The organism is Nonlabens sp. Asnod3-A02 (genome assembly GCF_045063755.1).
GTDB classification, from domain to species: Bacteria; Bacteroidota; Bacteroidia; order Flavobacteriales; family Flavobacteriaceae; genus Nonlabens; species Nonlabens xylanidelens.
Window position 1 is genome coordinate 115785 of sequence record NZ_JBEFOC010000007.1, and the last position, 23132, is coordinate 138916.

The following is a 23132-nucleotide window of genomic DNA, read 5'->3' on the forward strand; positions in this document are numbered from 1 at the left end:
ATCAATATAGATTTGTATAAAGAGATGCGCTTATCTTCTGAGAGCATATACAACAAATACTACCTGCTAAGGTTGAGTTTTTTATTAATTCCTTGTACTAAAGACTCTAAATATTCAGAAATTAAGTAAACATTTTTCAATGGTTTTAAGGATTATAAGGTATAAACCCTTTACGTCATAGGGTTAGTAATTTCTTCAAACAGGACACACAAAAGGAATCTTGTGGTAGCTGGATCGATAAGTGTTTTAAACCAATTAAAATTTGAGTTTAAATAATATGGGGAAGTCCTAAAAGAGACTTCCCCAAAAAAAACATTTAGTTTCTTGTGTTTAGCTAAGAGCTTTATAACTGGATAATAATTTGTTTTGTCATTTAATGAAAAGGACTTGTGCAGGTGTCTGCTGTTAACCTACAACTTGCTTTATGCTCGTCTGCATATTTCCAGCCTCTGAGGGTTTTCTGACCTTCAGGACTGTTCCAATAGGCATTGTTCTTGTCTTTAATGTATTTACTATAAGTATCTGCCTCTTTTTGCATAGTAGCTAAATCTGCTTCATCTTTAGATGTTAACGTATAGGCGATTTGTTTTTCACGCATAGCGATTAAATAATCGCTTATCATTTTGCGTACATTCTCTTGAGATAAGGCCTTATATTCTGGCGCTTTTCTAGGATCTGGTCCTGCACTATTATTTAAAGCAATATTTTTTGCTTTGTTTAAAAATTTGCCAAAGCCACTTTTCTTTTTCTTAGTTTTTGCACTTGCCTCGCCATCTGGTGATGTGCCTTTTAAAACATAAACTCTTGTAATGTCGCCAAATTCTGTACGGCTATTAAAATGATCTATAAAAAATATATAGTTTCCTATGGCTACATAACCTTCATTAAATACTTTTTCGTAAACGATATATGTGTTAGGAAACCCAGTGAAAGTTTGTCTGTTTTTTGTAAAATCTGCTATATACTGGCTTCCTTTTTCGTTAGTATCATTTTTATCTATAATAGCAATTCCAGAGTCAATACCTTCATGCTTTAATAATTTTACAATAACTTCTTGTGGCTCGTTATACTGGCCAACTCTTTCTTGGCTAAGTCTTATAGATTGTTCTCCTTTGTTATCTGTAGAAATGCCTGGATATTCTATATAAACTGGGTTTTCACCTTTTGCTTTAATGTTTTCAAAAAATGTTTCCTGTGCAAATGCGCTTGAAGTTACTAGTACAGTAACAATTAAAATAATGTATTTCATGATTATAAGTTTTAATTAATTTACAATCACAAATTTGTGGTAACATGACAGTTGATTTTTATAAGAATTTATGAAGGTACGTTTTCAACTTATAAACGCTTTTTAAAAATCAAAAACAGACAGGTGTTAATGACGACCGACCATGCTAAAATTGAGACTTAAAATTAAATACTCTGCACGACACTCAAAAACTCTTCTCTTTTGTCTTTAGATATAAGAACATCGAGATCACCTTCCATAAGGATATAGCCTCCATCTTTACGCACAAATTCTTTGATATGTCGCAAGTTGATGAGGTAGGAGCGATGTGGTTTATAGAACATTTTTAAGTCGTCGAGTATATCTGTAAAATGCTTGAGGGGTTTGCTTACTAAAATTTTCTCTTTACCTATTAGATGAAATTCTGTATACATACCGTCTGCCTTTATGACGATAATGTTGTCAAATTCTACAAACTTAATCCCATCAGAATAGGGTAGTGCTATTTTAGAAAAATTTGCTTCTTTAAAGCTGTTCTTTAATTCAAGAAGTCGCTCGGTAAGTTGAGTTTTACCTCTTAATTCTATCACTCTTTTGAGCGCTTGTTTTAATTTTTCTGGGCGCAGCGGTTTTAGTAAATAGTCAATAGCATTTAATTGAAAAGCTTGTATCGCATAGTCGCTATATGCTGTGGTGAAGATAATTTCAAAATTAAAATGATTCTTATCTATATACTCGGTTATTTCTAGACCGCTATGTTGTGGCATTTCTATATCTAGAAATACCAGATCTGGAAGCTCATTTTTTATTAGCTCCACACCTTGTAGTAAATTGGGTGCATTAGAAATTTCGGTCACTTCTGGACAGTGATCTTTCAGTAAAATTTTAAGAACTTCTCTTGCTTTAGGCTCGTCATCTATTATTATTGCTTTCATTCTTCTGTGGTATATGGTATTTTAATGGTAACTAGCGTTCCAGTCGCTTTATCGCCATTAAATTTATCGGTGGTTTCTATGCTAGCCTCTTTCTCTAGTACGTAGTTGAGTAAAGAAATGCGGTCATCAGTCGCTTTTGTAGCAAATGATTTATGAAGTTTTATTCTTTTGGATTGAATTTCCTTTGACTTCTCACGGCCTACTCCATTATCATCTACTGTGCAAATAATGCGGTGCTGTTCTAGATCTTGAGTAAATTTAATAGTCAATAAACGTTCTCCTTCTATGTGAAGTAATCCATGTTTGAGCGCATTTTCTACATAGGGCTGTATCAACATCGTAGGAATGAGAAAATGATCTGGTTGTTCTTCCATATTTATGACGATAGTATACTGCAGGCGTTCTTCAAAACGTAATTGCTCCAGTTCTAGATACATGTTGAGACTATCTACTTCCTCTTGTAAGGTAATGCGTCCTTTAACGCTATGATCCAGGTAAGTTCTTATTAAATCAGCAAATTTCCCAAGGTAATCTCCAGCCATTTCTCGCTGATTTTTCAAAATGTATTCTTGAATGGAATTAAGTGCGTTAAAGACAAAATGCGGATTCATCTGAGAGCGCAGATTCTCTAGTTTGAGGTTGACCATTTCCTTCTCCTTTTGTAGAGTGAGGAGTTGTCTGTTTTTCTCGCTTTCGCGAAAGCGTAATTTCCATCTATAATAAAATACAATTCCTGTAATGGAGAGTAACATTACTGCGATCCAGAACCAATTTTCCTTATAAAAAGGCAGTGTTACTTCTAATATTACTTCTTCAAGATCGCTCGTTTTACCGTCAGTATCCACGGCTCTTAATTGCAGTGTGTAATTACCTTGTGGTATGGTAGTAAAGGTGATGTTATTTGTTCCTTTAGGTATGCGTTTCCATTGTTCAAAAAGACCAGAAAGGCGGTACTCATAATTACCACTGGTCATAGCGCGCAAACCATTTGAATTGAACGTGATTTGAAACTGACTTTCTTCCTGCGGTAACTGGTAGCTGGATTGAAGGGCTACTTTTTTATTATTAATTTCTACCGCGGTAAAATATACTTCGATAGGGTTAAAGTTTTTGAAGGTAAGTTCTCTGTCTATTTTGAAAACACCAGCATTACTGGCAAAGAGAACATAGTTATTTATAATCTCTATATCATTAATGGAATATGAAGGTATTCCATCTTGTTTTGTGAGGTTTTTAAAAGTGTTGTTTTTTAAGGATAGTCTCTGGATTCCTCTATCTGTTGTAATCCATAGAAAATCACCGTCGGCTTTGATTTTATTAATATTGTTAGATAACAACCCATCTTCTTCAGACCATTTTTTTATTACCTCATCGTTTTTAAACTCAAATAAACCATTATTGAATGTAGCAGCCCATAAATGGCTTCTATTATCCATATCTATCGATCCAGTGATTATACTGCCTCTATTTTTATCTTTTAAGAGTGTGCGTTTCCCATTAGAATTAATCTTAAGGAATTCATCTATCATGGCAAAATATTTGTCTTGGGTAATTGGATCATAATAACAAGTGTAACCTCTTTTTAGTATATTAATAGTATACTCATTATTGTCCCTTTCTTGAGCTTTGTAGTTGACAACGTTAGCGCTGTTAGAACTTACAATCATAATACTATCAGGAGAAATGACGTGCCCTTTTTTAACCGTGGAAAAATTTATAAGATTTGATACAATGGAGTTGTTTTTACCTAAGGTGGTAACTTCAATATCCTGAAGAAAGCTTTTTTGTTCTCTATAGGGATCGTAAATAATCTCACTAACGGCTCTAGTCCCATTAATGTTTAATTGCTCTAAAGATTTGTGTTCTAAGTCATATTGAAAGGCAGCTCCAGTAGAGGTTCCTATATAGAGTGTTTCATTTCCATTTGTTTCAAGAACTCTAGAATCTCCTGTGTTCTCAGGTAATTTTATAGTTTCTATATGGATATTAGGCAACACAAATATACCGTTAGAAGTAGTCGTGACCCAGTGATTATCATCACGATCTTTTATAATATCAGTAGAGAATACATCATCTAGCAATGTGTTTTTATAGATAAGAACATCATCTATTAATTGCATAAGTAAAACACCTTTTGATGTACACACCCATATGTCGTCTGCTATTTTTTTGACTTGGATGATTCTTACTCCATCCAGCACATCAGGTACTGAGATTTGTTTCCATGTATTGTGGTCCAGGAGTTCTATGAATTTTTCTTGATTGTTGTTTTGATAAATTATTAGGGTTCTATCCTTGCCTATGTAGGTAGTTAAATCAATGACATCACGAGCTCTGTTGAACGCTTTTAGATCTTTAGGAAGGTTGCACCATAGTTGAGGTTTGTTGTTTCCTAGAGTATACAAATCGTTGCGATAGGTAAATACTACTTTATCCTCAGTTATTAGAGGTTTGAGAGCTATATCTGTATTAGTGTTTTTTATTTCTTTAATTTCAAAGTTTGTCTTTAAATCAAATACCCTTACAAAAAGATAAGAACTCACTACTAGCTGGTGATCATAAATAGCAAGTTCAGGTAAGTTTCCTTTAAGATCGTTTTGCAAATCTTTAAAGAGCACCATCTCATCGTTTTGTACATAAAAAATCTGTCCAGAAATGTTGACGCACCATATGCGATCTTGCTGATCTACATGAATTTCAAAAACAGATAAACCACGCTTCTCAGGATGAGAAAAGGTCTTGTAATTTTCACCGTCAAACCTGGTAAGTCCTTTATTACCTGCAAACCATAGAAAACCTTTACTATCTTCAATAACACCATAAAATTCCTTGTCTGGTAAGCCATCCTTTTCTGTTAAATGAATAGATACAGGTTGTTGTGCCGTAGATAAATTACACAGAATAAAAAATAAAAAAATAACAACTTTCAAGATTAGCTTTTAGGTTATTGTAAATCTACTGTTTTAATGAGTTTTATGTATAGAACGATTGATGAATCTGCCTTATGGACTTATAAGAAAGGAAAAGCTATGTTGATTTGGGTGTAAGTAGTTGTGAATTTTTTTTAAGGATAGAATTTAACAAAAGTAGCAACAAATTAAAACTGTGGTGCTGTAGAATAATTACTATAACCAGAACTTAATATAGAATTACGACTTGCTTCAAAAAGAGCAAGGTTGTTTGTTTTCATATTTATGAAAGTAGAGTTGTAATTTCCTAATTCTATGAATGCATCTGAATTGATATTTTGAACGGTAGGGAACTCTTCACTCACTAATAAAAGTGGTAGTTTTTTAAAATTTATTTGGTCTGTTAGTAGTGTAGATTGCGGTACTTCTATAGAAGACTTATCGCTAATGCATTTTGCAAATAATTCTAAATCACTAGTTGTAATACTGGATTTAAAATTAACGTCGCACGAATCTTTTTTTACTGGTATATCTTGCAATAAATTGTGTTGCGCAAACATGAAAGCACTAATAAATAAACAAATTATAAACGATGCTATTTTTGATGCTTTCATAATTGTTAGTTTTAAAACACTTAAATATAGTGATTTAAAAATCTGTAGGTCTTAAAATAAATTTATTTTTTAAGTGTTAAACCCAGGCTTTTTCCTTTTTCGAGCATAAATTGATATGCTGCATCGTGCTCGTTAGGAATCACGCCATCGAGGATAGAGTCTTTAATAGCGGTTTTAATGATCCCTATTTCTTTACAAGGTTTCAGGTCAAAGGCTAGCATGATTTCTTCTCCAGTAACTGGTGGTTGAAAATTGCGTACATGATCACGTTCTTCTACCTCGACTATTTTATCGCGCACCTGTTGAAAGTTTGCGTGATACTGTTTAAAACGTCTAGGGTTTTTAGTGGTAATATCTGCTTCACATAGAATCATTAGATCTTCTATATGCTCGCCAGCGTCGTGTACTAGTCTTCTCACAGCGCTGTCTGTAGCGCTCTCGTCAATAACGGCTATAGGTCGGGAGGACATGCGCACCATTTGCTGCACAAATTTCATCTTATCATTTAACGGCATTTTTAATCTTTTGAAAAGATGAAAAACCATTTTTGCTCCCTTGAACTCGTGTCCATGAAAAGTCCAACCTACCTTTTTACTAAATCTCTTGGTAGGTGCTTTACCTATGTCATGAAGTAGTGCTGCCCAGCGCAACCACAGGTCTTCTGTATTGCGTGATATGTTATCTACTACTTCTAGCGTGTGATAGAAGTTGTCTTTGTGTTTTTGTCCTTCTACTTCTTCAATACCTTTTAAGGCAGTGAGTTCTGGCATTATTAATCTAAGCAAACCAGTCTTTTCAAGTAATAGAAAACCTAATGATGGTTCTTTACACAACATGATTTTATTAATCTCTGTAACGATACGCTCTTTTGATATAATTTCAATTCTATGTGCATTGCGTTTTATACTTTCAAAAGATTTAGATTCTATCCTAAAACCTAATTGAGATGCAAATCTAATAGCGCGTAGCATTCTTAATGGGTCATCACTATAAGTAATGTCAGGATCTAATGGTGTGCGTATAATCTTATTCTCTAGATCATTGATGCCATTAAAAGGATCTAATAAAGCGCCGTAGTTTTTTCTATTAAGAGAAAAAGCCATTGCGTTAATGGTAAAATCACGACGGTTTTGATCATCTTCTAGGGTGCCATCTTCTACAACAGGATTGCGACTGCCTCGATCATAACTTTCTTTTCTTGCACCTACAAATTCTAATTCTAGATCGTCTGTTTTAACCATGGCGGTGCCGTAGTTTTTAAAGACACTTACTTTGGTGCTGTGTGGTAATAGTTCTTCTACTTTGCGAGCTAGTGTAATACCGCTTCCTACGGCTACTACATCTATGTCTTTTTTCTGACTGCGTTTAAGGAAGAAATCTCTTACATATCCACCTATTACATAAGCTGGTAATTCTAGTTCTTCTGCTGCCTGACTTAAAGTTCTAAAAACGTTTTCTTGAATGGCTTCAGGGTAATGTGTTTTTTGATCCATTCTTACTCGCGTATAATTTTAATAACTCCATTACTAGAGATCTTCATAATAGAAGATGGTTTGATATTTTTATGAACAAGAGGTAAGTCCATTACATGGTCTACTCTTGCAATTAAATCTGGATGAATATCTGTAAAGTTAACTGGAGAAGGTGAGCCACTTAAGTTTGCACTGGTAGAAACGATAGGTTTGCGTAATTTCTTAATGATAGACCTACACAATGGATCGTTAGTAACTCTTACGGCTAGTGTGTTGTCTTGAGCTACTACGTTTTCGGCCACGTTTTTAGGTCTGTCGAATACGATAGTAAGAGGTTTTTTATTCACCTTAAGAACCTCCCAAGCCATATCAGGTACATCTTCAATAATAGATTCTAACATTTGAAAGCTGTCTACAAGAACTAGTAAAGATTTAGATTTATCACGTTCTTTAATTTCAAATATTTTTTCTACTGCGTCATAATTACTAGCGTCACAGCCCAAACCATAAATGGTGTCTGTTGGGTAAATAAGAGTCTGACCTTTTTTAAGAGCCGTTACAGCTAGGTTAATAGCCTCACGAGGTAATTCTACCTCTATTTGCTTATCCTTACTAGGTTTACGACCTCTTACTTGGTCTCTTCTATTTCTACTTCTATCACTTCTTCCCATGGTTTGCAAAATTAAGTTTTCTATTCTTAATAACGATATTTATGAATGTCAAACCATTTGAAAGTTGCTATATTAATTGTGATCTGATCAATTATTTGGCTCTACTCGTTTGGATGGACTTGAATTAAAATTTTGATTCCTTTCTTTTCTTGTAAATTTGACCTCTTCTTGCTTTCAAGAATAATTTTAAAATCTGATACTTTGAAAATATTACATGTGAATGGTGCGCGTGGTTATGGTGGTAATGAGCAGCAACTTCTTGATATAGCAAGTAAGCTTTCTGAGCTTAAAGTTAACAATGCTGTTTTTTGCGCTCTAAATAGTGAACTTTCAACAAGGTTAAAACCTTATCCTGGTATAGAAGTTTTTACAGCTGTAGATAAAAAATTTAAAAATGCAGTAAATCGCAAAGAGTTTAAAAGAGTTATTACTCAATTTAAGCCAGATCTTGTACATCTTCATACAAGTAATGCACTTACTCTATACTTTTTTATGGCTGTTTTATCATCCCTAGATATTCCTGTGGTATTCTCTAAAAAAGGAATGAGCAGTAGTATGAGCTTTTTAAGTAAGTACAAGTATAATTATAAAGGTATCGATGCAATTATTTGTGTTTCTCAAACAGTTAAAGAAGCCATGCAACGTGTAGTTATGTTTGAGAAAAATTATAACAAACTGTTAGTAGTTCCAGATGGAGTGGATGAAGAAAGGCCAATGATTCTTCAAGACTCATCAGCTGTATTAGAAAGTAATGAAAAATCTGTGCAAATAGGAAATGTTGCAAATCACGATGACAGGAAAGATCTTCCTACTCTAGTGCGTGCTGTAGATCATTTAGTTAACGAGCTTAATTATACAGATTTTAAGGTGCATCAAATAGGGATGTTCAGAGATAAGCAAAGCCCTGAAATAGTAGCTCTTATTAAAGAATTAAACCTAGGTTCTTATATAAAATTATATGGTTTTGTAGAAGAAGCTGCGCGAGCTTATGAAGAGATGGATATTTTTTTAATGACCTCTAAGCATGAAGGTGGGCCATCTTCACTTCTAGAGGCTATGAGGTTTAAAAAAGCCGTAGTAAGCACCAGGGTAGGAGTAGTGCCAGATGCTGTTGTAAATAATGAGACTGGTTTTATAGTGGCTCCTAAAGATTATAAAGCACTAGCTGAAAAATTGTTAGTTCTATGCCAGGATAAAAATCTTAGAAATCAATATGGAGAGGCTGGTTATGCACATTTTTCAAAAAACTTTACGGCACAGCAAAGCGCTAGAAAAACTTTAGATATTTATAAGAAGGTACTAGAGGTTTAAAGATATTGATCGACACCTTTCTGGGCATAAGTATTTCCAGAGTTTTCCATTTGTTTTTCTATTTCTAGATTTAAATGGACCTGGCTTTTATCTTGCTCTTTGTGATATACGTGATATACGATACCTTTATGTTTAATGCGTTTACCTAAAACACCGTTGTTAATCATGCGTTGTATAAGTTCACTGTCGTCGATTCCCCAGCCTACTAGTTCTTCATTAAAGCCGTTTACAGCTATAAAGTCTTTGCGCCAAAAGGACATGTTGCAACCTCTTAATTTTTTAGATCTTTTAGTTTCTTTCTTTGCGCTATTTGCTAGTAAAGGAATGCGCAATGTTCTATTGCGTTTTTTGATGCCTTTTGAGAAGTAATTAAAATCTATTTGTTTGTTTTTAAATAACTTTTCTAAATGGCTTTCCTGAATATTTACACGACTACCGAATAGGTAAACACCTTCTTCAGCCATAGAAAGATGGTCTTTTACAAAGTCTTTATGTAAAATGATATCTCCATCTATCTCTAGAATGTAATCATAAGTAGCTCTAGCAATAGCCTTATTCATGATAGCAGGCTTTTGATTTCCATGATCTTCATGCCAGACATGGATAAGCGGTACGGGAAAATCTTTTTGATATTTTTCAATAAGCTCGCGTGTAGCTACTGTAGAGCCATCGTCTGCAATAATGACCTCATTAGGTAATACACTTTGTCTTTTAACACTCAATAGTAGTAATTCTAGCGCATGTGGCCAGTTATACGTAGGAGTAACAAGAGAACATTTTAAAGACATAGAGATAAATAAAGTTGTACACTGCAATATTAAGTAATTCTATTCATTTGATAGTTTTTTCCGTTTCTTTGCGGTCTGTAAATAGATGGAAAATAAAATGAGTAGAGAAAAATTTGTTAGTGGCACGCTTTCGCGAAAGCGGTTTCAAGAAATACTCGATCTATTTCATCAATCTACTCAACAGTTAGGAGATGATCGTAATAAGATTAAAATAGTCACGTACCAAGGTGAGAAACTGGTAGTAAAGTCTTTTAGAACGCCTAATTTTATTAATAAAATAGCGTATCGATTTTTTAGAAAATCTAAGGCCGCTAGATCTTATTACAATGCACAGTATCTAGAACAACACGGTATAGGTACTCCATCGCCTATTGCTTTTCTAGAACAATTAACAGCTCTAGGACTGCATGAAAGTTATTATGTAAGCGCCTATGCAAATCATGATTTTACCTATCGCGAGATTATAAATGATGATCAATTACAGGATAAAGAGAATATCTTAAAGCAATTTTCAAAATTCATGTACGACATGCATGAAGCCGGTATTTATTTCTTAGATCACTCACCAGGAAATACCTTGATAAAGAAAGAAGGAGCTGATTATAAATTTTCTTTGGTAGATTTAAATAGAATGAAATTTTATGATATCCCATATGAGGATAGATTAAAAAACTTTGAACGTTTATCTCCTAAAAAAGAGATGTATGAAGTCATGGGAGCAGAGTACGCTTTACTTTCTAAGCAAGATCCACAGACTACTATAGAAACTATGTGGAAGTATACACAGCAGTTTCAAGAAGCATTTCACAGAAAGAAACGCATGAAGAAGAAAATTAAAGGTATTTTTAAATCATGAAGTTATCTGAAATTCCTAAGTCCATAAGCACGAGTCTAAAGATGGTGCTGATACCGATGTCTAGGCTAGCCACTAATCCAGAAAAGAGAATACCTGTGATAGTGTCTTTAACTTCTATACCGACTAGATTGAGAACATTGCACATTACTATACGCAGTATGATGCAACAAGAGTATTTGCCAGAGAAGATTATTTTATGGCTCAAAGAAGACCTTAAAAATCAAATACCTAAAAGGCTTGCAAAATTAGAAGGAGATCTTTTTGAGATCCGATATTCTGCTTATGGTTTCTCTCATAGAAAATTGATTCATAGCATAGAGGCATTTCCAGATAAGGCTATAATCACATGTGATGATGATGTTATTTATCAACCAAATACACTTAAGGTTATTTTTGAAGAACATCTTAAATTTCCAGACCAAGTTATAGGAAACAGGTGTCGTAAAATGACTTATTTAGATGGTCATGTAAATTCTTATAGTAAATGGCCTTTTGTAGTAGATCCACCAGCACAGAGTCCTCATAATATGCCGGTAGGTGCTTTTTGTGTTTTATATCCTGCAGGTAGCTTGCATAAGGATGTCCAAAATGTTGAACTTTTTACAAAATTAGCTCCTAAGGCAGATGACCTTTGGTTTAAAGCAATGGCTATTTTAAATGGGACAACCTCATTACAAAACAACTCTAGGCCAGAAGTTCCTATTCCTATTTTAGGTACTCAGTTTGTAGCATTGAAAAAAGTGAATAAAGGACAAGATTTTAATCGAGTACAATGGGAGCAAATTTGCGTCCATTATCAGTTGTCTGAAAGTAAGATAGAAAAATTACTAGCTTAATTTATACCCCTACGCAGTAGCCATAGTTTTACATATCTCATAAAGATTCCATAACTTCTTAGGTATGCAATGGTAAAACCTACAAATCCATCTAGAAAACCTAGTTGAATGATGTAGTGTTTAAAAAATCCCCAAAATGGTTTAACCACCACATGGAACAAGGTGATTTTGCCTACTTTTTTATCAAAATCTCTTGCTTGTAAACTAGCATAACGCTGTAGTTTATTTACATGGTGATCTATGTTTACATATTTATAATGCAAGAGCTTGTTGTCTAGCCAGCCTAGAGATCCATTTGTTTCTATTTCAGAATGTACGTGTTTATCAACGTATTTACATTTAGATTTTTGAAAAAGGCGTATTACTTTATCGTTTTTCCAGCCGCTGTAACGTACCTGTTTACCCATAAAGAAATTGCGTCTACCCATCCAGTAGCCTGTGTGACCGTTAGTCTCTAGATTAGGTAAAAGGTTAATGATTTCTTCTTTTAAGGCAGGTGTGACCCTTTCGTCTGCATCTACAAGTAAAATCCACTCGTTAGTTGCTTGCGGTATGGCCCAGTTTTTTTGAGAAGCACTGTGTACATATTCTCTAGAAAGTAATTTATCAAAATAGGGCTGTGCCAGTTCTACAGTATTATCAGTACTGTTACTGTCTACTAATATGACTTCGTTACAAAAACTTACACTTTTAAGCACTTCAACAATGTTGTGCGCTTCGTTATAAGCAGGTATTATGGCTGTTATTGGATATTTTGGCATGTGGTGACTAATCTACAAGATAAAAATCAAACAGTAGCAAAAATAACTTTGTTATCTTAATAACCCATCTTATATGATTAAATTTGTAAAAAATCAGAATACTATTTTCATTTTATGATTAAAGATCCATCTATATCGGTAATAATAAGTACATATAACTCTATTCCATGGTTAGAAAAAACCTTGTGGAGTTATGAGCATCAAATATTTAGGCAGTTTGAAATAGTTATTGCAGACGATGGGTCAAATGATGAGACTAAAGAATTTATAAAAAAATACAGTGAGAAAAGCTCTAAGAAAATCATACATGTATGGCATGAAGATAATGGTTTTCAAAAAAGTATGATTTTAAATAAAGCGTTATCTGCTTGTAATGCAGAGTATGTGGTCATGTCTGACGGTGATTGTATCGCGAGAGAAGATTTTTTACAGATTCATTACGAGCGTCGTGAGCATGGTTATTTTCTTTCTGGTGGCTATTATAAATTGCCATTAGAACTTTCTCAAAATATTACAGAAGAAGATATCGCTACTCAACGATGCTTTGATGCAAACTGGTTAAGAAGTAATGGATTACCTGCATCTTATAAGAACCAAAAACTAACATCAGGATTTGTTACCGCAAAGATTATGGAAAACCTAACACCGACTAATGCTAGTTGGAATGGGCATAATTCTAGTGGCTGGCTGGTAGATCTTAAAAAAGTAAATGGATTTGATGAGCGCATGCAATATGGTGGTCAGGATAGAGAATTGGGTGAGCGATTATTCAATTTAGGTATCAAATCAAAGCAAATACGTTATAGTGCCATCTGTTTACACTTAGATCACGCTCGTGGTTATAAGAACCAAGAATCTATTGATAAAAACAAAGCAATAAGAAAAGCTACAAGAGGCGAGAAAAAGGATTATACGCCTTATGGAATTGTGAAGGAAAGTAAGTAGTTTTTAAAAACTATTATTAATTAATAATTCTCTCTAACAAACTTTGCTAGATCGGGAAACATCAACTCTGCATCAAATTGCTGGTATAATTCCATGGCTCTAGACTTCATGTTCTTAGGAGAGGAGTCTTTATATAGTTCTGGTAAATAATCTTGTAAATGTACAGAGATGTGTTTTTTACCATCTTCACTAACATTCCATGATGCTTTATTAATCCATGGGCTGAATATAGCAAACGTGGGTATATCTAGTGCTTTACCCATATTAATAGCACCACCTTCATTACCTATTATACTTGTACAGTGCGACAGTACTTTTAGAAAATCTCTAATACTAGGCGCAAATGCATCTATAAAGATGTGTTTTTGAGAATTGATGGAGCAGGCATTATATATAGCTAGCGCTTCCTTTTTCTGACTAGGTATGTAATTAAAAAGTAATTGTGAGCCAGTCTGGTTTACAAAATTATCGAGCACCTTTGCCATGGAGGTAAATGGTAAAGTCTTATTTGCACTACTTCCTAAAACACTCACCATAGTAAGTGGTTTTTTAAGATCTATTCCAGACTCTAAAAGCCATTGTTCACCTTCTTTTTTCTCAGCTGGTGTGAGGTATATTTGAGGTTTTAAATGCCATTGCACATCGCTAGTTATAGGTGTGGTAAGCAACATGCGGCTGCCTAGTGCGATACCAGTTTTATAAATAGAGGTGTCTGGATTATTTTTTACGGCATCTGTATAAGCTAGTCTAGAGAACCACTTTTTATAGCCTATTCTTTGTTTTGCTCTAGATAAAAGAGATAGCACAGCGCTATTATTTTTCCCATAAGCATCTATGAGAAGATCGTATTTTTTGTGTTTCAGCTTTCGCGAAAGCGAGATTATAAAACTCATTTTCTCAAAATCTGACTTAGTTACTTTTATCAAATTATCAATAGCTGGGTGATGTGCCACTAGAGCATCGGCATGTGCGATGATGAGGTAATCGATTTGAGCATCAGGATACGTGATCTTGAGCTGTTGTGCGATAATGGTACTGGTAAGTACATCACCTAGCATTTGATATTGAATGAGTAATATATGCACTAAACGGCTACATTATATTCACGTAAAGCATCATTTAATGAGGTCTTTTTGTTAGTGCTTTCTTTACGTCTACCTATGATTAAAGCACAAGGTACTTGAAACTCACCTGCAGCAAATTTTTTAGTATAACTACCAGGTATCACAACAGAACGTGCAGGTACACGACCTTTCATCTCTACAGGCTCATCACCAGTAACGTCTATTATTTTAGTACTCATAGTAAGAACAACATTTGCACCTAGAACAGCTTCTTTTTCTACGTGTACGCCTTCTACAACTATACAACGAGAGCCTATAAATGCACCGTCTTCTATAATTACTGGAGCTGCTTGTAGAGGTTCTAAAACACCACCTATTCCTACACCACCACTTAAGTGTACGTTTTTACCTATTTGAGCACAACTACCTACGGTAGCCCATGTATCTACCATAGTGCCTTCTTCTACATGCGCACCTATGTTTACATAAGATGGCATGAGGATAACACCCTTAGAAATGTAAGCTCCATGTCTAGCTACTGCATTAGGTACAACGCGTATTCCTTTTTCTGCATAGCCTGTTTTAAGAGGTATTTTATCATGATATTCAAATGGTGTACATTCTATAGTTTCCATTTTTTGAATAGGAAAGTAAAGTACAACGGCTTTTTTAACCCATTCATTTACTTGCCATCCATCTTCTGTAGGCTCTGCAACACGTAATGTACCGCGATCTAGCATGTCTACAACTTCTCTTATAGCGCTTTTAGTTACTTTGTTTTCTAAAAGGGAACGATCTTCCCACGCATTTTCTATAACATTTCTCAATTGATCCATGGTGTTCTTTTTTTTACAAATATAATAGCTAGCTCTTTGAATTGATACTTTGCAGGTAGCATATTAGGGCATCCTTATGGATTTGGTTATTTTTGCAATATATATGGCAAGATTACTAGCAATAGATTACGGTAAAAAAAGAACTGGAATAGCTGTTACAGATCCTATGCAAATTATTGCATCTGGTCTTACCACGGTTGCTACACGTGATTTAACCTCTTTTTTGCAAGAATACCTTAAAAAGGAAGATGTAGAAACTATAGTTTTAGGAGAACCTAAACAAATGGATTATACAGATAGTGAGTTAGGGCCATGGTTGAGAAAGTACACAGTTCAATTACAAGAACTGTTTCCTGATGTAAAAATAGAGCGTGAAGATGAGCGTTTCACTTCAAAAATGGCACATGCAGCTATGCTTAGTGGTGGGCTTAAAAAGAAACAACGCCAAAATAAGGCGTTAGTGGATGAGATAGCAGCCACGATCATATTGCAAAGTTATATGGACAGAAATCGTCCGTTTTAAATAATTAGTTTTTTAATTTTATGATTGAAAAGCATTAACAATTAATCATTTATTATGATTTTACCAGTAGTCGCTTATGGCGATCCAGTTTTAAGAAAGAAGGCAGTAGATATTACATCAGAACATCCTCAAATAAAGGAGATTCTAGATAATATGTGGGAAACTATGTATAACGCGAGTGGAGTAGGTCTTGCTGCGCCACAAGTAGGAATGCCTATTAGACTTTTTCTAGTAGATACGACTCCGTTTTCTGAAGATCCAGATCTCAGTCCAGAAGAAGCAAAGGAATTAAATGGGTTTAAAAAGACATTTATAAATGCTGAAATCCTTGAGGAAAATGGTGAAGAATGGGCTTTTAATGAAGGTTGTTTAAGTATACCTAACGTTAGGGAAGATGTTTTCCGTCAGGAAGAGATCGTTATACGTTATCTAGACGAAAACTTTAAAGAACACACAGAAACTTATAACGGACTAATAGCTCGTGTTATACAACATGAGTATGATCACATAGAAGGTGTTTTATTTACAGATAAAATTTCAAGTCTTAAAAAGAGATTGATAAAAGGTAAATTATCTAACATCTCAAAAGGAAAAACTAATGTAGATTATAGAATGCGCTTTCCTGAAGTTAAGGGAAGAAGGTAGTTCTAGACAGATTTCACAAAGAAATGTTGAAATCTTAAAGTAATAGTTAAGGTAAAGTGTAATTATATATATTTGCCACCGTTAAAAAAGAAAAATATGAATTTAGATAATATACTTTCCATAACAGGTAAGCCAGGTTTATACCAATTAAAGAGTAAAGCAAAAAGTGGTTTTGTAGTAGAGTCTTTGTTAGATAACAAAACTTCTATAGTAGGAATTAGTCATAATGTAAGTGTTCTTAAGGATATCTCTATTTATACGTATTCTCAAGAAATGCCTTTAAAAGAGGTGTTTAAAAAGATAGCAACAAAGGAGTCTAATGGTCCTGCAATTAATCACAAGGGAAGTAAGAAAGAACTAGAAAGTTATTTTAATGAGGTACTGCCTGATTATGATGAAGATCGCGTTTATGCAAGTGATATTAAAAAAGTATTACAGTGGTATAACTTACTACAAGGTAATGACTTGTTAGGTTCTCTAGAAGAAGAGTAAACTTAAAGTTATCATATAAAAAGAAAAGCCTTTCCATAATAGGAAAGGCTTTTTTTTATGTCTTTGAAAATGTGATTTACTTTTTGAAAAATGGAATTCTGTACATGATTCCATAAGAATAACCTACACCTATATTTCCAGTGTCAAAAGTTCTACCATATCCTGGTACATAGAGATTATCAAAATTATCAGGTGTTTTTTCTGATACCTGACGCTTTAATTGAAAGTTTGCTGTCATGTATAGGTTGTTCAACACTTCAACTTTTAAACCTAGTTGTATTTCTAGCCAGATCATATTCAGACCTGTAAATTCTCGATCTACAGCGTTAGTGAAAACAGGAAAGTAGTTGTTATCTATATTATAATCATATCGGTTTAAGGTTTGTGACATGGTGGCATATCCTATTCTCGCACCACCATAAATCATGTTATCCATGTCCAGCCAGTTTTGATAGAAATTATAATCTACACCTGCTTTTATGAATGACCCTGATGTTTCATAATCTACGCTTTCGCTTATTCTGTCTAGAGATTCATTACCTAGCTCTCCAGCAATATAAAGTCTGTCGCTTAGTCGGTAATCTGCTAGGACTTGAAAACCGGTGTACTCATCGTCAAGTGCGGTTCTTATTAAACTAGCAAGATCTAGACCAGCACGCAACCCATAAGATTTTTTATAAACGATGCTGTCTTTTTCTATCTCGTTTTCGCCTTGAGCGTTACTAGTAAAAAAAGTAAGTATGGCTAGTATGCTAATGAAGTATTTGAACATGTATGTCTTCTGTATCATTAGTTATATTATTTTCTACAATTACGGTCCTGTTGATCCATTGCGTGCCGGTAGTCTCTGGAGTAAGAATAGCAACTAGGTTGTCATAAATGATTCTAAAACCACAAGCTCTACTCACATACTCTTCTTCTAGTATGTAATTAAAATCTATGTTATCAGAATTTATAGTGCCGTCTTCAGTTAAGATAAAGTCATAACTAGTTCTATTACCATCAGTACGTAAAGGTATAGAAATGGTTTCTACGTCTGTAAGAGTGGTAGAATCATTGCTATCTAGTGGTGCAAGCTCTGTACTGCCTATTTCTTGTACTTGAATTTGATCTACCGCTTTAAGATTAAGAGGGTTAAGTACGTCTCTAAATTCAATTACTAGTCTAGGAGTAACTGCCTGGTCTGTTGTGCATAAATCATCTTTTTCACAGCCATTAAATAAAATGACTGCGAGTAGGACTAAAAGAATGCTGAAAAATCTTTTCATAGAACTATGGAGTGCTATTAGTCATATCAACAACTTCATCATTGATCAACTTTGTTAAAATGTCTGACGTAGGTCCGTGACTAGGTCTGTGTATATAGTCAGATAGTACCTGATTTCCTTTTTTATCATAGATCGTATAAGTTGGGAAACCTATTAAGTTTAATTGCTGTTGTACAATGGAAGCTTGCTGGTCTGTGAGGAAATAATGTTTCCCTTTTATATTATACTCTTCTATAGAAGGTAAATAGGTAGCTTCTTTACTTGCGTGGCATAGGTAGATAAATTCTACATCTTCTTTAAATTTTTCATGTAAAGCAGGTGATGCTTCTTTAAACTCTGCTTTGCAAGGTGCACACCAGGTTGCCCAGTTGTCTATGTAGATAACCTTGCCGTCTGCATTGGCTACAATTTCATCAATAAATGTAGATGCGTCGTCATTAGAAAAGGAGAGTATTTCTATGTCGTTAGATACTTCAACTTGCTCTTTTTTACAGGCGACTGTAATAAAGAGCAAGATTATTATTGTGAAAATGTTTTTCATAATTTGATTTTTCTAGCTTTTAAGTTCTAGTAAAACTACGTTTTCTACGTGGTGCGTCTGTGGGAACATATCTACAGGTTGTACCTTTACTATAGAGTATTTCTCATCTAGTAACGCAAGATCACGTGCTTGTGTTGCACTGTTGCAGCTTACATATACAATGCGTTGTGCACTTAGTTTAATAAGTTGTGCTACCACATCTTTGTGCATACCATCTCTAGGTGGGTCTGTAATAACGATATCTGGCTGTCCGTGCTCGTCGATAAATTCTTGAGTAAAGACATCTTTCATATCTCCGGCAAAGAATGTTGTATTTTCTATACCGTTGTGTAGAGCGTTAGTTTTTGCATCTTCTATAGCAACAGGTATAGCTTCTATACCTACCACGTGTTTTGCTTTTTTAGCAACAAATTGCGCGATGGTTCCTGTTCCTGTATAAAGGTCATAAACCAGTTCTTCTCCAGATAATCCTGCAAAATCTCTAGTTATTTTATACAGCTCATAAGCCTGCTTGCTATTAGTTTGATAAAAAGATTTTGCATTAATTTTAAACTGCAAACCTTCCATTTCTTCAAAAATATGATCGCGGCCGTTATAGCATATCACATCTTGATCATAAATCGTGTCGTTTGCTTTTTCATTTATAATGTATTGCAATGACGTTATTTGTGGGAAGTTTTCCTTTAAATGATCTAATAAAGCAATTCTCTGTGCTTCATTATCTTCAAAAAATTGAATTACTACCATGTTCTCACCGGTAGAAGACATGCGTAACATTAATGTTCTTAATGTTCCTGTTTTTTCTCTTGGGTTAAAGTAGGATATGTTTTCCGCTTTCGCGAAAGCGTGCACACTCAACCTAATATCTTCTCCTATTTGTGGATGTAGATGGCACTCGTCTAGGTGTAAGATTTTATCCCACATTCCAGGGATATGAAAACCTAGCGCTTTTTTATCTTCTATTTCTACATCACTCTGAATTTCTTCTAGTGTCAACCATCGGTTTGCAGAAAAGCTGAATTCCATCTTATTGCGATAGTGGTATTGCTCTGAAGATCCTGCGATAGGAGTCATTTCTGGAAGGTCTAGGTGGCCTATTCTTCTCAGGTTCTCTGCAACTTCTTTTTGCTTAAAATACAACTGACTTTCATATGTCATGTGTTGCCATTTACAACCACCACAGGTGTTGAAATGTTTACAAACAGGCTGCGCGCGTCTGTCACTTAATTCAATAAACTCTGTAACGCGTCCTTCATAGAAAGATTTCTTTTTCTTAAAAGTCTGGATGTTTACCACATCTCCTGGGACAGCGTCTGTTAGGAAAATTACTTCTCCTTCTTCTGTTTTTGCTACACTTTTACCTCTTGCACCTGCATCTACCACTGGTACATTTTCAAAGGTCTTTTGAGCTCTTCTTCTTCTTTTTGACATAGGTGGTAAAATTAACGTAATTCCTTGTTTTTATAGAATCTTTAGGCATTTATGTTAGTGGTAGATTCTTGCGAAATTGATAAATTCTTAGATGTTTTAATTTTAATTCTGTAATCGAAATGATTAAATTGCGGCAAACGATAAAAATAGCACTGCAATGAGCATGAATAAAGAAAGTAAAGCACAACATTTTATAGATCTAGAAGATAAACATGGAGCGCATAATTACCATCCCTTACCTGTAGTATTAGAAAAAGGAGAAGGTGTTTATGTATGGGACGTGGATGGAAAGCGATACTATGATTTTTTAAGTGCTTATAGTGCGGTGAATCAGGGACACTGTCACCCTGCGATCGTAAATGCTATGAATGAGCAGGCGCAAACATTAACGCTTACATCAAGAGCATTTCATAATGATAAATTAGGTCAGTATGAAAAATACATGACAGAGTATTTTAAGTTTGACAAGGTGTTGCCTATGAATACTGGTGCTGAGGCGGTAGAGACTGCTATAAAAATAGCACGTAAGTGGGCTTATGAGAAAAAAGGAGTAGAGGAGCATGCTGCAAAAATTATAGTATGTGAAAATAATTTTCACGGTCGTACGACTACAATTATCTCTTTTTCTAATGACGAAGATGCTCGTAAGAACTTTGGACCTTATACACCTGGATTTATAAAAATACCTTACAATGATACTGCGGCTCTAGAAAAAGCACTGCAAGAAGAAAGTGTAGCTGGTTTTCTAGTAGAGCCTATACAAGGTGAGGCTGGGGTTTTTACTCCTAATGATGATTTCATGAGAGCATCTCGCGAGCTTTGTAATAAATACAATGCTTTATTTATAGCAGATGAGATACAGACTGGTATCGCAAGAACTGGTGGTTTACTGGCGGTATGTGGTGACTGTAGTTGTGATGCGCATTGTGAGCGTCAGGAGGCAACTTATGCACGTCCTGATATGTTGATATTAGGTAAGGCATTATCTGGTGGTGCTTACCCTGTAAGTGCAGTACTTGCAGATAATGAAGTGATGAATGTTATTAAGCCTGGTCAACATGGTTCTACCTTTGGTGGTAATCCAGTTGCAGCAGCAGTAGCAATGGCTGCTCTAGAAGTGGTTAAGGATGAAAAGTTAATTCAAAATGCTCGTGCATTAGGTAGCTATTTCAGAGCTGAGATTAATAAATATATTGCGACTACAGACACGGTAACTCTAGTAAGAGGAAAAGGTCTTTTAAATGCTATCGTTATTAATGATACAGAAGACAGTAAGACGGCATGGAATATATGTTTGAGATTAAGAGATAATGGATTGCTAGCAAAACCTACTCATGGAAATATTATTAGATTTGCGCCACCACTTGTAATGACTAAAGAACAGTTAGATGAGTGTATTGCAATTATTATTAATACTTTAAAAGAATTTGAATAGAATTATAAAAGTTAAGTCCGTTAGTTTTTTAGGATCTTAGTGAATTTAATTTATATTTGATTTTTTTAAACCAACTTAATTATGCAAAACGAATTCAATCAAGGGCAAGGACAAGGTCAAAGACCAGTAGGGCCACCACCTAAAACATATTTAGCAGAATCAATTATAGTAACTATTATCTGTTGCTGGCCACTTGGTATTCCAGCTATTATTAATGCAGCTAAAGTAGACCGTTTACATCAACAAGGTCTCTATGCAGATGCTCAAAGAGCTTCTGAAAAAGCAAAGCAATGGTGTATTTATAGTGCGATAGGAGCAGCGGTATTTATCGTGTTGTACTTCCTTTTTGTTTTTCTAATAGTAGGACTTGAAAATTTTTAATTAGTGTTAAAAATTTATAGAGTTTTATTTATAATTATAGGAGCCACTTTAATAGGTGGCTTTTTTTATGTGTATCTTTCTTATAATCCATTAGAAAGTAATTTATTTCCCAAGTGTCCTAGTAAGTATGTTACAGGATATGACTGTCCAGGCTGTGGTTCCCAGAGGGCTTTTCATTCTGTATTAAATGGAGAGTGGAGAAAGGCATTTGATTATAATGCGCTGTTATTTTTGTTAATCCCATACGGATTATTGGTTGGGATATTTGAATGGTTCCCATCTTTGAGAGGCCATTCTTTTAGGAGAATACTAATTAATATGTATACCATTTTAACGGTATTTTCTATAGTTGTCGTTTTCACAATCGTACGTAATCTATAGAATTCTAAAACTATATCATATCTAGATTTTAAACAAAAAAAAGGGAAAGCGTTAGCTTTCCCTTTTTTAATATTTAAAATGTGTTTTTTAGATACATCCAGCTTCTTCCATAGCTTCATAAATAGGAGCTAGTTGTTCTTCTGTAACACCTGGTTGGTCTCCAAATGTATCTAAATACCATGTGTAGAATTCGCATTGGTTAAAATAGAACCACGCCACTAGAGCAAGTCCTATTAGTGAGATAACTAGAGAGATGATAGCCACGGTTTTAGCAGTTTTCATAGCTTTACCATTCACAAACTGTTCTGGATTTGCATTGTATTTATTCAATTCTTTGCTAGCTACCACTATAGCTATTATTGCTGCAATGGTACCTACACCGTAAAAACAGCAGCATAAAAATCCTATTACTGATAGAATATAAACTAGAGTTGTATTTAATTTTTGCATAATTTGGTTGATTTGATATATAAAGTTAGTTGATTATTTAATCACAATGTTACAATATTTTTTAATGAATTGCCATTTTGATAAAATAACTAGTGAGAATGGTACCTATAGTAAGTATGGTAGCCCATAGTTTAATTTGCTCTCCGTGTTTTACATTCTTAAACCAATCAAAGATGAGAAAGAAGAATAAAAACATGCCTGGGTAAAGGCCTGGGTACATTAAAAAGGAATCTACGATGTCACCTTTGAGTAAAAAAGAAATGGACCGCTGGATTCCACATCCAGGACAGTCCATTCCTGTTAATTGTTTACTCATACATGGTAGCATCCAGCTATCGTCTATGAGAAATGATTTCATA

At 34.5% G+C, this 23132-nt stretch carries 26 protein-coding genes; 10 read left to right on the forward strand and 16 right to left on the reverse strand.

The features are described from left to right. Positions 1 to 373: 373 nt before the first annotated feature. The 6 genes from ACJJVN_RS03730 to ACJJVN_RS03755 form a co-directional block, all read right to left on the reverse strand. On the reverse strand, positions 374 to 1249 hold the full coding sequence (locus tag ACJJVN_RS03730) for a hypothetical protein (RefSeq protein WP_405377175.1): 876 nt from the start codon (positions 1247 to 1249) through the stop codon (positions 374 to 376). Positions 1250 to 1413: 164 nt separating this feature from the next. Continuing rightward, positions 1414 to 2163, reverse strand: a complete 750-nt coding sequence (locus ACJJVN_RS03735; protein WP_405377176.1) for a LytR/AlgR family response regulator transcription factor — start codon at positions 2161 to 2163, stop codon at positions 1414 to 1416. Next, entirely contained in the window at positions 2160 to 5093 is a 2934-nt protein-coding gene (locus tag ACJJVN_RS03740) for a histidine kinase (RefSeq protein WP_405377177.1), read from the reverse strand. Before ACJJVN_RS03740 ends, ACJJVN_RS03735 begins: the two co-directional genes overlap by 4 nt. Before the next feature lie 167 nt (positions 5094 to 5260). Continuing rightward, the gene (locus tag ACJJVN_RS03745) at positions 5261 to 5686 is read right to left on the reverse strand and encodes a hypothetical protein (RefSeq protein WP_405377178.1); all 426 of its coding nucleotides are present in this window, start codon (positions 5684 to 5686) and stop codon (positions 5261 to 5263) included. Between the two features lie 62 nt (positions 5687 to 5748). Further along, positions 5749 to 7179, reverse strand: a complete 1431-nt coding sequence (locus ACJJVN_RS03750; protein ID WP_405369675.1) for a CCA tRNA nucleotidyltransferase — start codon at positions 7177 to 7179, stop codon at positions 5749 to 5751. A 2-nt stretch (positions 7180 to 7181) separates the two neighbouring features. Then, the gene (locus ACJJVN_RS03755) at positions 7182 to 7829 is read right to left on the reverse strand and encodes an L-threonylcarbamoyladenylate synthase (protein WP_245890715.1); all 648 of its coding nucleotides are present in this window, start codon (positions 7827 to 7829) and stop codon (positions 7182 to 7184) included. 201 nt (positions 7830 to 8030) lie between these two features. On the opposite strand from ACJJVN_RS03755, the gene ACJJVN_RS03760 reads away from it, so the two are divergent. Beyond that, a complete protein-coding gene (locus ACJJVN_RS03760; protein ID WP_405377179.1) occupies positions 8031 to 9140 on the forward strand; it encodes a glycosyltransferase family 4 protein in 1110 nt (369 codons plus the stop codon). Here ACJJVN_RS03760 and ACJJVN_RS03765 read toward each other — a convergent pair. Then, positions 9137 to 9928, reverse strand: coding sequence for a glycosyltransferase family 2 protein (locus ACJJVN_RS03765; RefSeq protein WP_405369672.1), 792 nt, complete (start codon positions 9926 to 9928; stop codon positions 9137 to 9139). The two genes, ACJJVN_RS03760 and ACJJVN_RS03765, sit on opposite strands and share 4 nt — an antisense overlap. A 97-nt stretch (positions 9929 to 10025) precedes the next feature. Between ACJJVN_RS03765 and ACJJVN_RS03770 the strand changes: the two genes are divergently transcribed. Both ACJJVN_RS03770 and ACJJVN_RS03775 read left to right on the forward strand, forming a co-directional pair. Beyond that, positions 10026 to 10784 (forward strand): lipopolysaccharide kinase InaA family protein, encoded by a 759-nt coding sequence (locus ACJJVN_RS03770; RefSeq protein WP_405377180.1) that lies wholly within the window; start codon positions 10026 to 10028, stop codon positions 10782 to 10784. Further along, complete coding sequence (locus tag ACJJVN_RS03775; protein ID WP_405377181.1) at positions 10781 to 11620, forward strand: glycosyltransferase family A protein; 840 nt, start codon at positions 10781 to 10783, stop codon at positions 11618 to 11620. The genes ACJJVN_RS03770 and ACJJVN_RS03775 overlap by 4 nt, the downstream gene beginning before the upstream one ends. Here the strand turns inward: ACJJVN_RS03775 and ACJJVN_RS03780 are convergent. After that, complete coding sequence (locus ACJJVN_RS03780) at positions 11617 to 12381, reverse strand: glycosyltransferase family 2 protein (RefSeq protein WP_405369669.1); 765 nt, start codon at positions 12379 to 12381, stop codon at positions 11617 to 11619. The genes ACJJVN_RS03775 and ACJJVN_RS03780 overlap by 4 nt on opposite strands. A 114-nt stretch (positions 12382 to 12495) precedes the next feature. On the opposite strand from ACJJVN_RS03780, the gene ACJJVN_RS03785 reads away from it, so the two are divergent. Further along, positions 12496 to 13326, forward strand: a complete 831-nt coding sequence (locus ACJJVN_RS03785) for a glycosyltransferase (protein WP_405369668.1) — start codon at positions 12496 to 12498, stop codon at positions 13324 to 13326. 20 nt (positions 13327 to 13346) lie between these two features. Here the strand turns inward: ACJJVN_RS03785 and ACJJVN_RS03790 are convergent, their stop codons facing one another. Both ACJJVN_RS03790 and ACJJVN_RS03795 read right to left on the reverse strand, forming a co-directional pair. After that, positions 13347 to 14411 (reverse strand): glycosyltransferase family 9 protein, encoded by a 1065-nt coding sequence (locus tag ACJJVN_RS03790; protein WP_405377182.1) that lies wholly within the window; start codon positions 14409 to 14411, stop codon positions 13347 to 13349. Further along, on the reverse strand, positions 14411 to 15226 hold the full coding sequence (locus ACJJVN_RS03795) for a 2,3,4,5-tetrahydropyridine-2,6-dicarboxylate N-succinyltransferase (RefSeq protein ID WP_405377183.1): 816 nt from the start codon (positions 15224 to 15226) through the stop codon (positions 14411 to 14413). Before ACJJVN_RS03795 ends, ACJJVN_RS03790 begins: the two co-directional genes overlap by 1 nt. 103 nt (positions 15227 to 15329) lie before the next feature. Between ACJJVN_RS03795 and ruvX the strand changes: the two genes are divergently transcribed. The 3 genes from ruvX (at position 15330) to ACJJVN_RS03810 (ending at position 16886) form a co-directional block, all read left to right on the forward strand. Beyond that, the gene (gene ruvX / locus ACJJVN_RS03800; RefSeq protein WP_104516180.1) at positions 15330 to 15749 is read left to right on the forward strand and encodes a Holliday junction resolvase RuvX; all 420 of its coding nucleotides are present in this window, start codon (positions 15330 to 15332) and stop codon (positions 15747 to 15749) included. 54 nt (positions 15750 to 15803) lie between these two features. Continuing rightward, a complete protein-coding gene (gene def, locus ACJJVN_RS03805; protein WP_104516120.1) occupies positions 15804 to 16394 on the forward strand; it encodes a peptide deformylase in 591 nt (196 codons plus the stop codon). A gap of 96 nt (positions 16395 to 16490) precedes the next feature. Then, positions 16491 to 16886 (forward strand): DUF5606 domain-containing protein, encoded by a 396-nt coding sequence (locus ACJJVN_RS03810; RefSeq protein WP_104516121.1) that lies wholly within the window; start codon positions 16491 to 16493, stop codon positions 16884 to 16886. 76 nt (positions 16887 to 16962) lie between these two features. Here the strand turns inward: ACJJVN_RS03810 and ACJJVN_RS03815 are convergent, their stop codons facing one another. The 4 genes from ACJJVN_RS03815 to rlmD are packed head-to-tail and all read right to left on the reverse strand — an operon-like array spanning position 16963 to position 20126. Beyond that, positions 16963 to 17676, reverse strand: a complete 714-nt coding sequence (locus tag ACJJVN_RS03815; RefSeq protein WP_245890720.1) for a DUF6048 family protein — start codon at positions 17674 to 17676, stop codon at positions 16963 to 16965. After that, on the reverse strand, positions 17639 to 18154 hold the full coding sequence (locus tag ACJJVN_RS03820) for a DUF6452 family protein (RefSeq protein ID WP_104516123.1): 516 nt from the start codon (positions 18152 to 18154) through the stop codon (positions 17639 to 17641). The genes ACJJVN_RS03815 and ACJJVN_RS03820 overlap by 38 nt, the downstream gene beginning before the upstream one ends. Before the next feature lie 4 nt (positions 18155 to 18158). Continuing rightward, positions 18159 to 18695, reverse strand: coding sequence for a TlpA family protein disulfide reductase (locus tag ACJJVN_RS03825; protein WP_405377184.1), 537 nt, complete (start codon positions 18693 to 18695; stop codon positions 18159 to 18161). A 12-nt stretch (positions 18696 to 18707) separates the two neighbouring features. Continuing rightward, positions 18708 to 20126, reverse strand: coding sequence for a 23S rRNA (uracil(1939)-C(5))-methyltransferase RlmD (gene rlmD, locus ACJJVN_RS03830; protein WP_405377185.1), 1419 nt, complete (start codon positions 20124 to 20126; stop codon positions 18708 to 18710). A gap of 157 nt (positions 20127 to 20283) precedes the next feature. Between rlmD and rocD the strand changes: the two genes are divergently transcribed. From rocD to ACJJVN_RS03845, 3 genes are all read left to right on the forward strand, one after another. Then, the gene (gene rocD / locus ACJJVN_RS03835; RefSeq protein WP_405377186.1) at positions 20284 to 21561 is read left to right on the forward strand and encodes an ornithine--oxo-acid transaminase; all 1278 of its coding nucleotides are present in this window, start codon (positions 20284 to 20286) and stop codon (positions 21559 to 21561) included. A gap of 81 nt (positions 21562 to 21642) precedes the next feature. Beyond that, positions 21643 to 21942 (forward strand): CD225/dispanin family protein, encoded by a 300-nt coding sequence (locus tag ACJJVN_RS03840; RefSeq protein WP_405377187.1) that lies wholly within the window; start codon positions 21643 to 21645, stop codon positions 21940 to 21942. A gap of 69 nt (positions 21943 to 22011) precedes the next feature. Beyond that, entirely contained in the window at positions 22012 to 22323 is a 312-nt protein-coding gene (locus tag ACJJVN_RS03845; protein ID WP_405377992.1) for a DUF2752 domain-containing protein, read from the forward strand. 87 nt (positions 22324 to 22410) lie between these two features. Here the strand turns inward: ACJJVN_RS03845 and ACJJVN_RS03850 are convergent, their stop codons facing one another. Both ACJJVN_RS03850 and ACJJVN_RS03855 read right to left on the reverse strand, forming a co-directional pair. Next, entirely contained in the window at positions 22411 to 22773 is a 363-nt protein-coding gene (locus ACJJVN_RS03850; protein ID WP_405377188.1) for a CCC motif membrane protein, read from the reverse strand. A 61-nt stretch (positions 22774 to 22834) separates the two neighbouring features. After that, positions 22835 to 23131 carry a DUF2752 domain-containing protein gene (locus tag ACJJVN_RS03855; protein ID WP_104516130.1) on the reverse strand — a complete coding sequence of 99 codons (297 nt, stop codon included), beginning with the start codon at positions 23129 to 23131 and terminating at the stop codon, positions 22835 to 22837. Position 23132 lies beyond the last annotated feature (1 nt).

Coding starts and splice junctions, on each gene's coding strand:
- ACJJVN_RS03730 (WP_405377175.1), bottom strand. CDS start 1,249: ATGAAATACATTATTTTAATTGTTACTGTACTAGTAACTTCAAGCGCA.
- ACJJVN_RS03735 (WP_405377176.1), bottom strand. CDS start 2,163: ATGAAAGCAATAATAATAGATGACGAGCCTAAAGCAAGAGAAGTTCTT.
- ACJJVN_RS03745 (WP_405377178.1), bottom strand. CDS start 5,686: ATGAAAGCATCAAAAATAGCATCGTTTATAATTTGTTTATTTATTAGT.
- ACJJVN_RS03750 (WP_405369675.1), bottom strand. CDS start 7,179: ATGGATCAAAAAACACATTACCCTGAAGCCATTCAAGAAAACGTTTTT.
- ACJJVN_RS03755 (WP_245890715.1), bottom strand. CDS start 7,829: ATGGGAAGAAGTGATAGAAGTAGAAATAGAAGAGACCAAGTAAGAGGT.
- ACJJVN_RS03765 (WP_405369672.1), bottom strand. CDS start 9,928: ATGTCTTTAAAATGTTCTCTTGTTACTCCTACGTATAACTGGCCACAT.
- ACJJVN_RS03770 (WP_405377180.1), top strand. CDS start 10,026: ATGAGTAGAGAAAAATTTGTTAGTGGCACGCTTTCGCGAAAGCGGTTT.
- ACJJVN_RS03775 (WP_405377181.1), top strand. CDS start 10,781: ATGAAGTTATCTGAAATTCCTAAGTCCATAAGCACGAGTCTAAAGATG.
- ACJJVN_RS03780 (WP_405369669.1), bottom strand. CDS start 12,381: ATGCCAAAATATCCAATAACAGCCATAATACCTGCTTATAACGAAGCG.
- ACJJVN_RS03785 (WP_405369668.1), top strand. CDS start 12,496: ATGATTAAAGATCCATCTATATCGGTAATAATAAGTACATATAACTCT.
- ACJJVN_RS03795 (WP_405377183.1), bottom strand. CDS start 15,226: ATGGATCAATTGAGAAATGTTATAGAAAATGCGTGGGAAGATCGTTCC.
- ruvX (WP_104516180.1), top strand. CDS start 15,330: ATGGCAAGATTACTAGCAATAGATTACGGTAAAAAAAGAACTGGAATA.
- def (WP_104516120.1), top strand. CDS start 15,804: ATGATTTTACCAGTAGTCGCTTATGGCGATCCAGTTTTAAGAAAGAAG.
- ACJJVN_RS03810 (WP_104516121.1), top strand. CDS start 16,491: ATGAATTTAGATAATATACTTTCCATAACAGGTAAGCCAGGTTTATAC.
- ACJJVN_RS03815 (WP_245890720.1), bottom strand. CDS start 17,676: ATGATACAGAAGACATACATGTTCAAATACTTCATTAGCATACTAGCC.
- ACJJVN_RS03820 (WP_104516123.1), bottom strand. CDS start 18,154: ATGAAAAGATTTTTCAGCATTCTTTTAGTCCTACTCGCAGTCATTTTA.
- ACJJVN_RS03825 (WP_405377184.1), bottom strand. CDS start 18,695: ATGAAAAACATTTTCACAATAATAATCTTGCTCTTTATTACAGTCGCC.
- rlmD (WP_405377185.1), bottom strand. CDS start 20,126: ATGTCAAAAAGAAGAAGAAGAGCTCAAAAGACCTTTGAAAATGTACCA.
- rocD (WP_405377186.1), top strand. CDS start 20,284: ATGAGCATGAATAAAGAAAGTAAAGCACAACATTTTATAGATCTAGAA.
- ACJJVN_RS03840 (WP_405377187.1), top strand. CDS start 21,643: ATGCAAAACGAATTCAATCAAGGGCAAGGACAAGGTCAAAGACCAGTA.
- ACJJVN_RS03850 (WP_405377188.1), bottom strand. CDS start 22,773: ATGCAAAAATTAAATACAACTCTAGTTTATATTCTATCAGTAATAGGA.
- ACJJVN_RS03855 (WP_104516130.1), bottom strand. CDS start 23,131: ATGAAATCATTTCTCATAGACGATAGCTGGATGCTACCATGTATGAGT.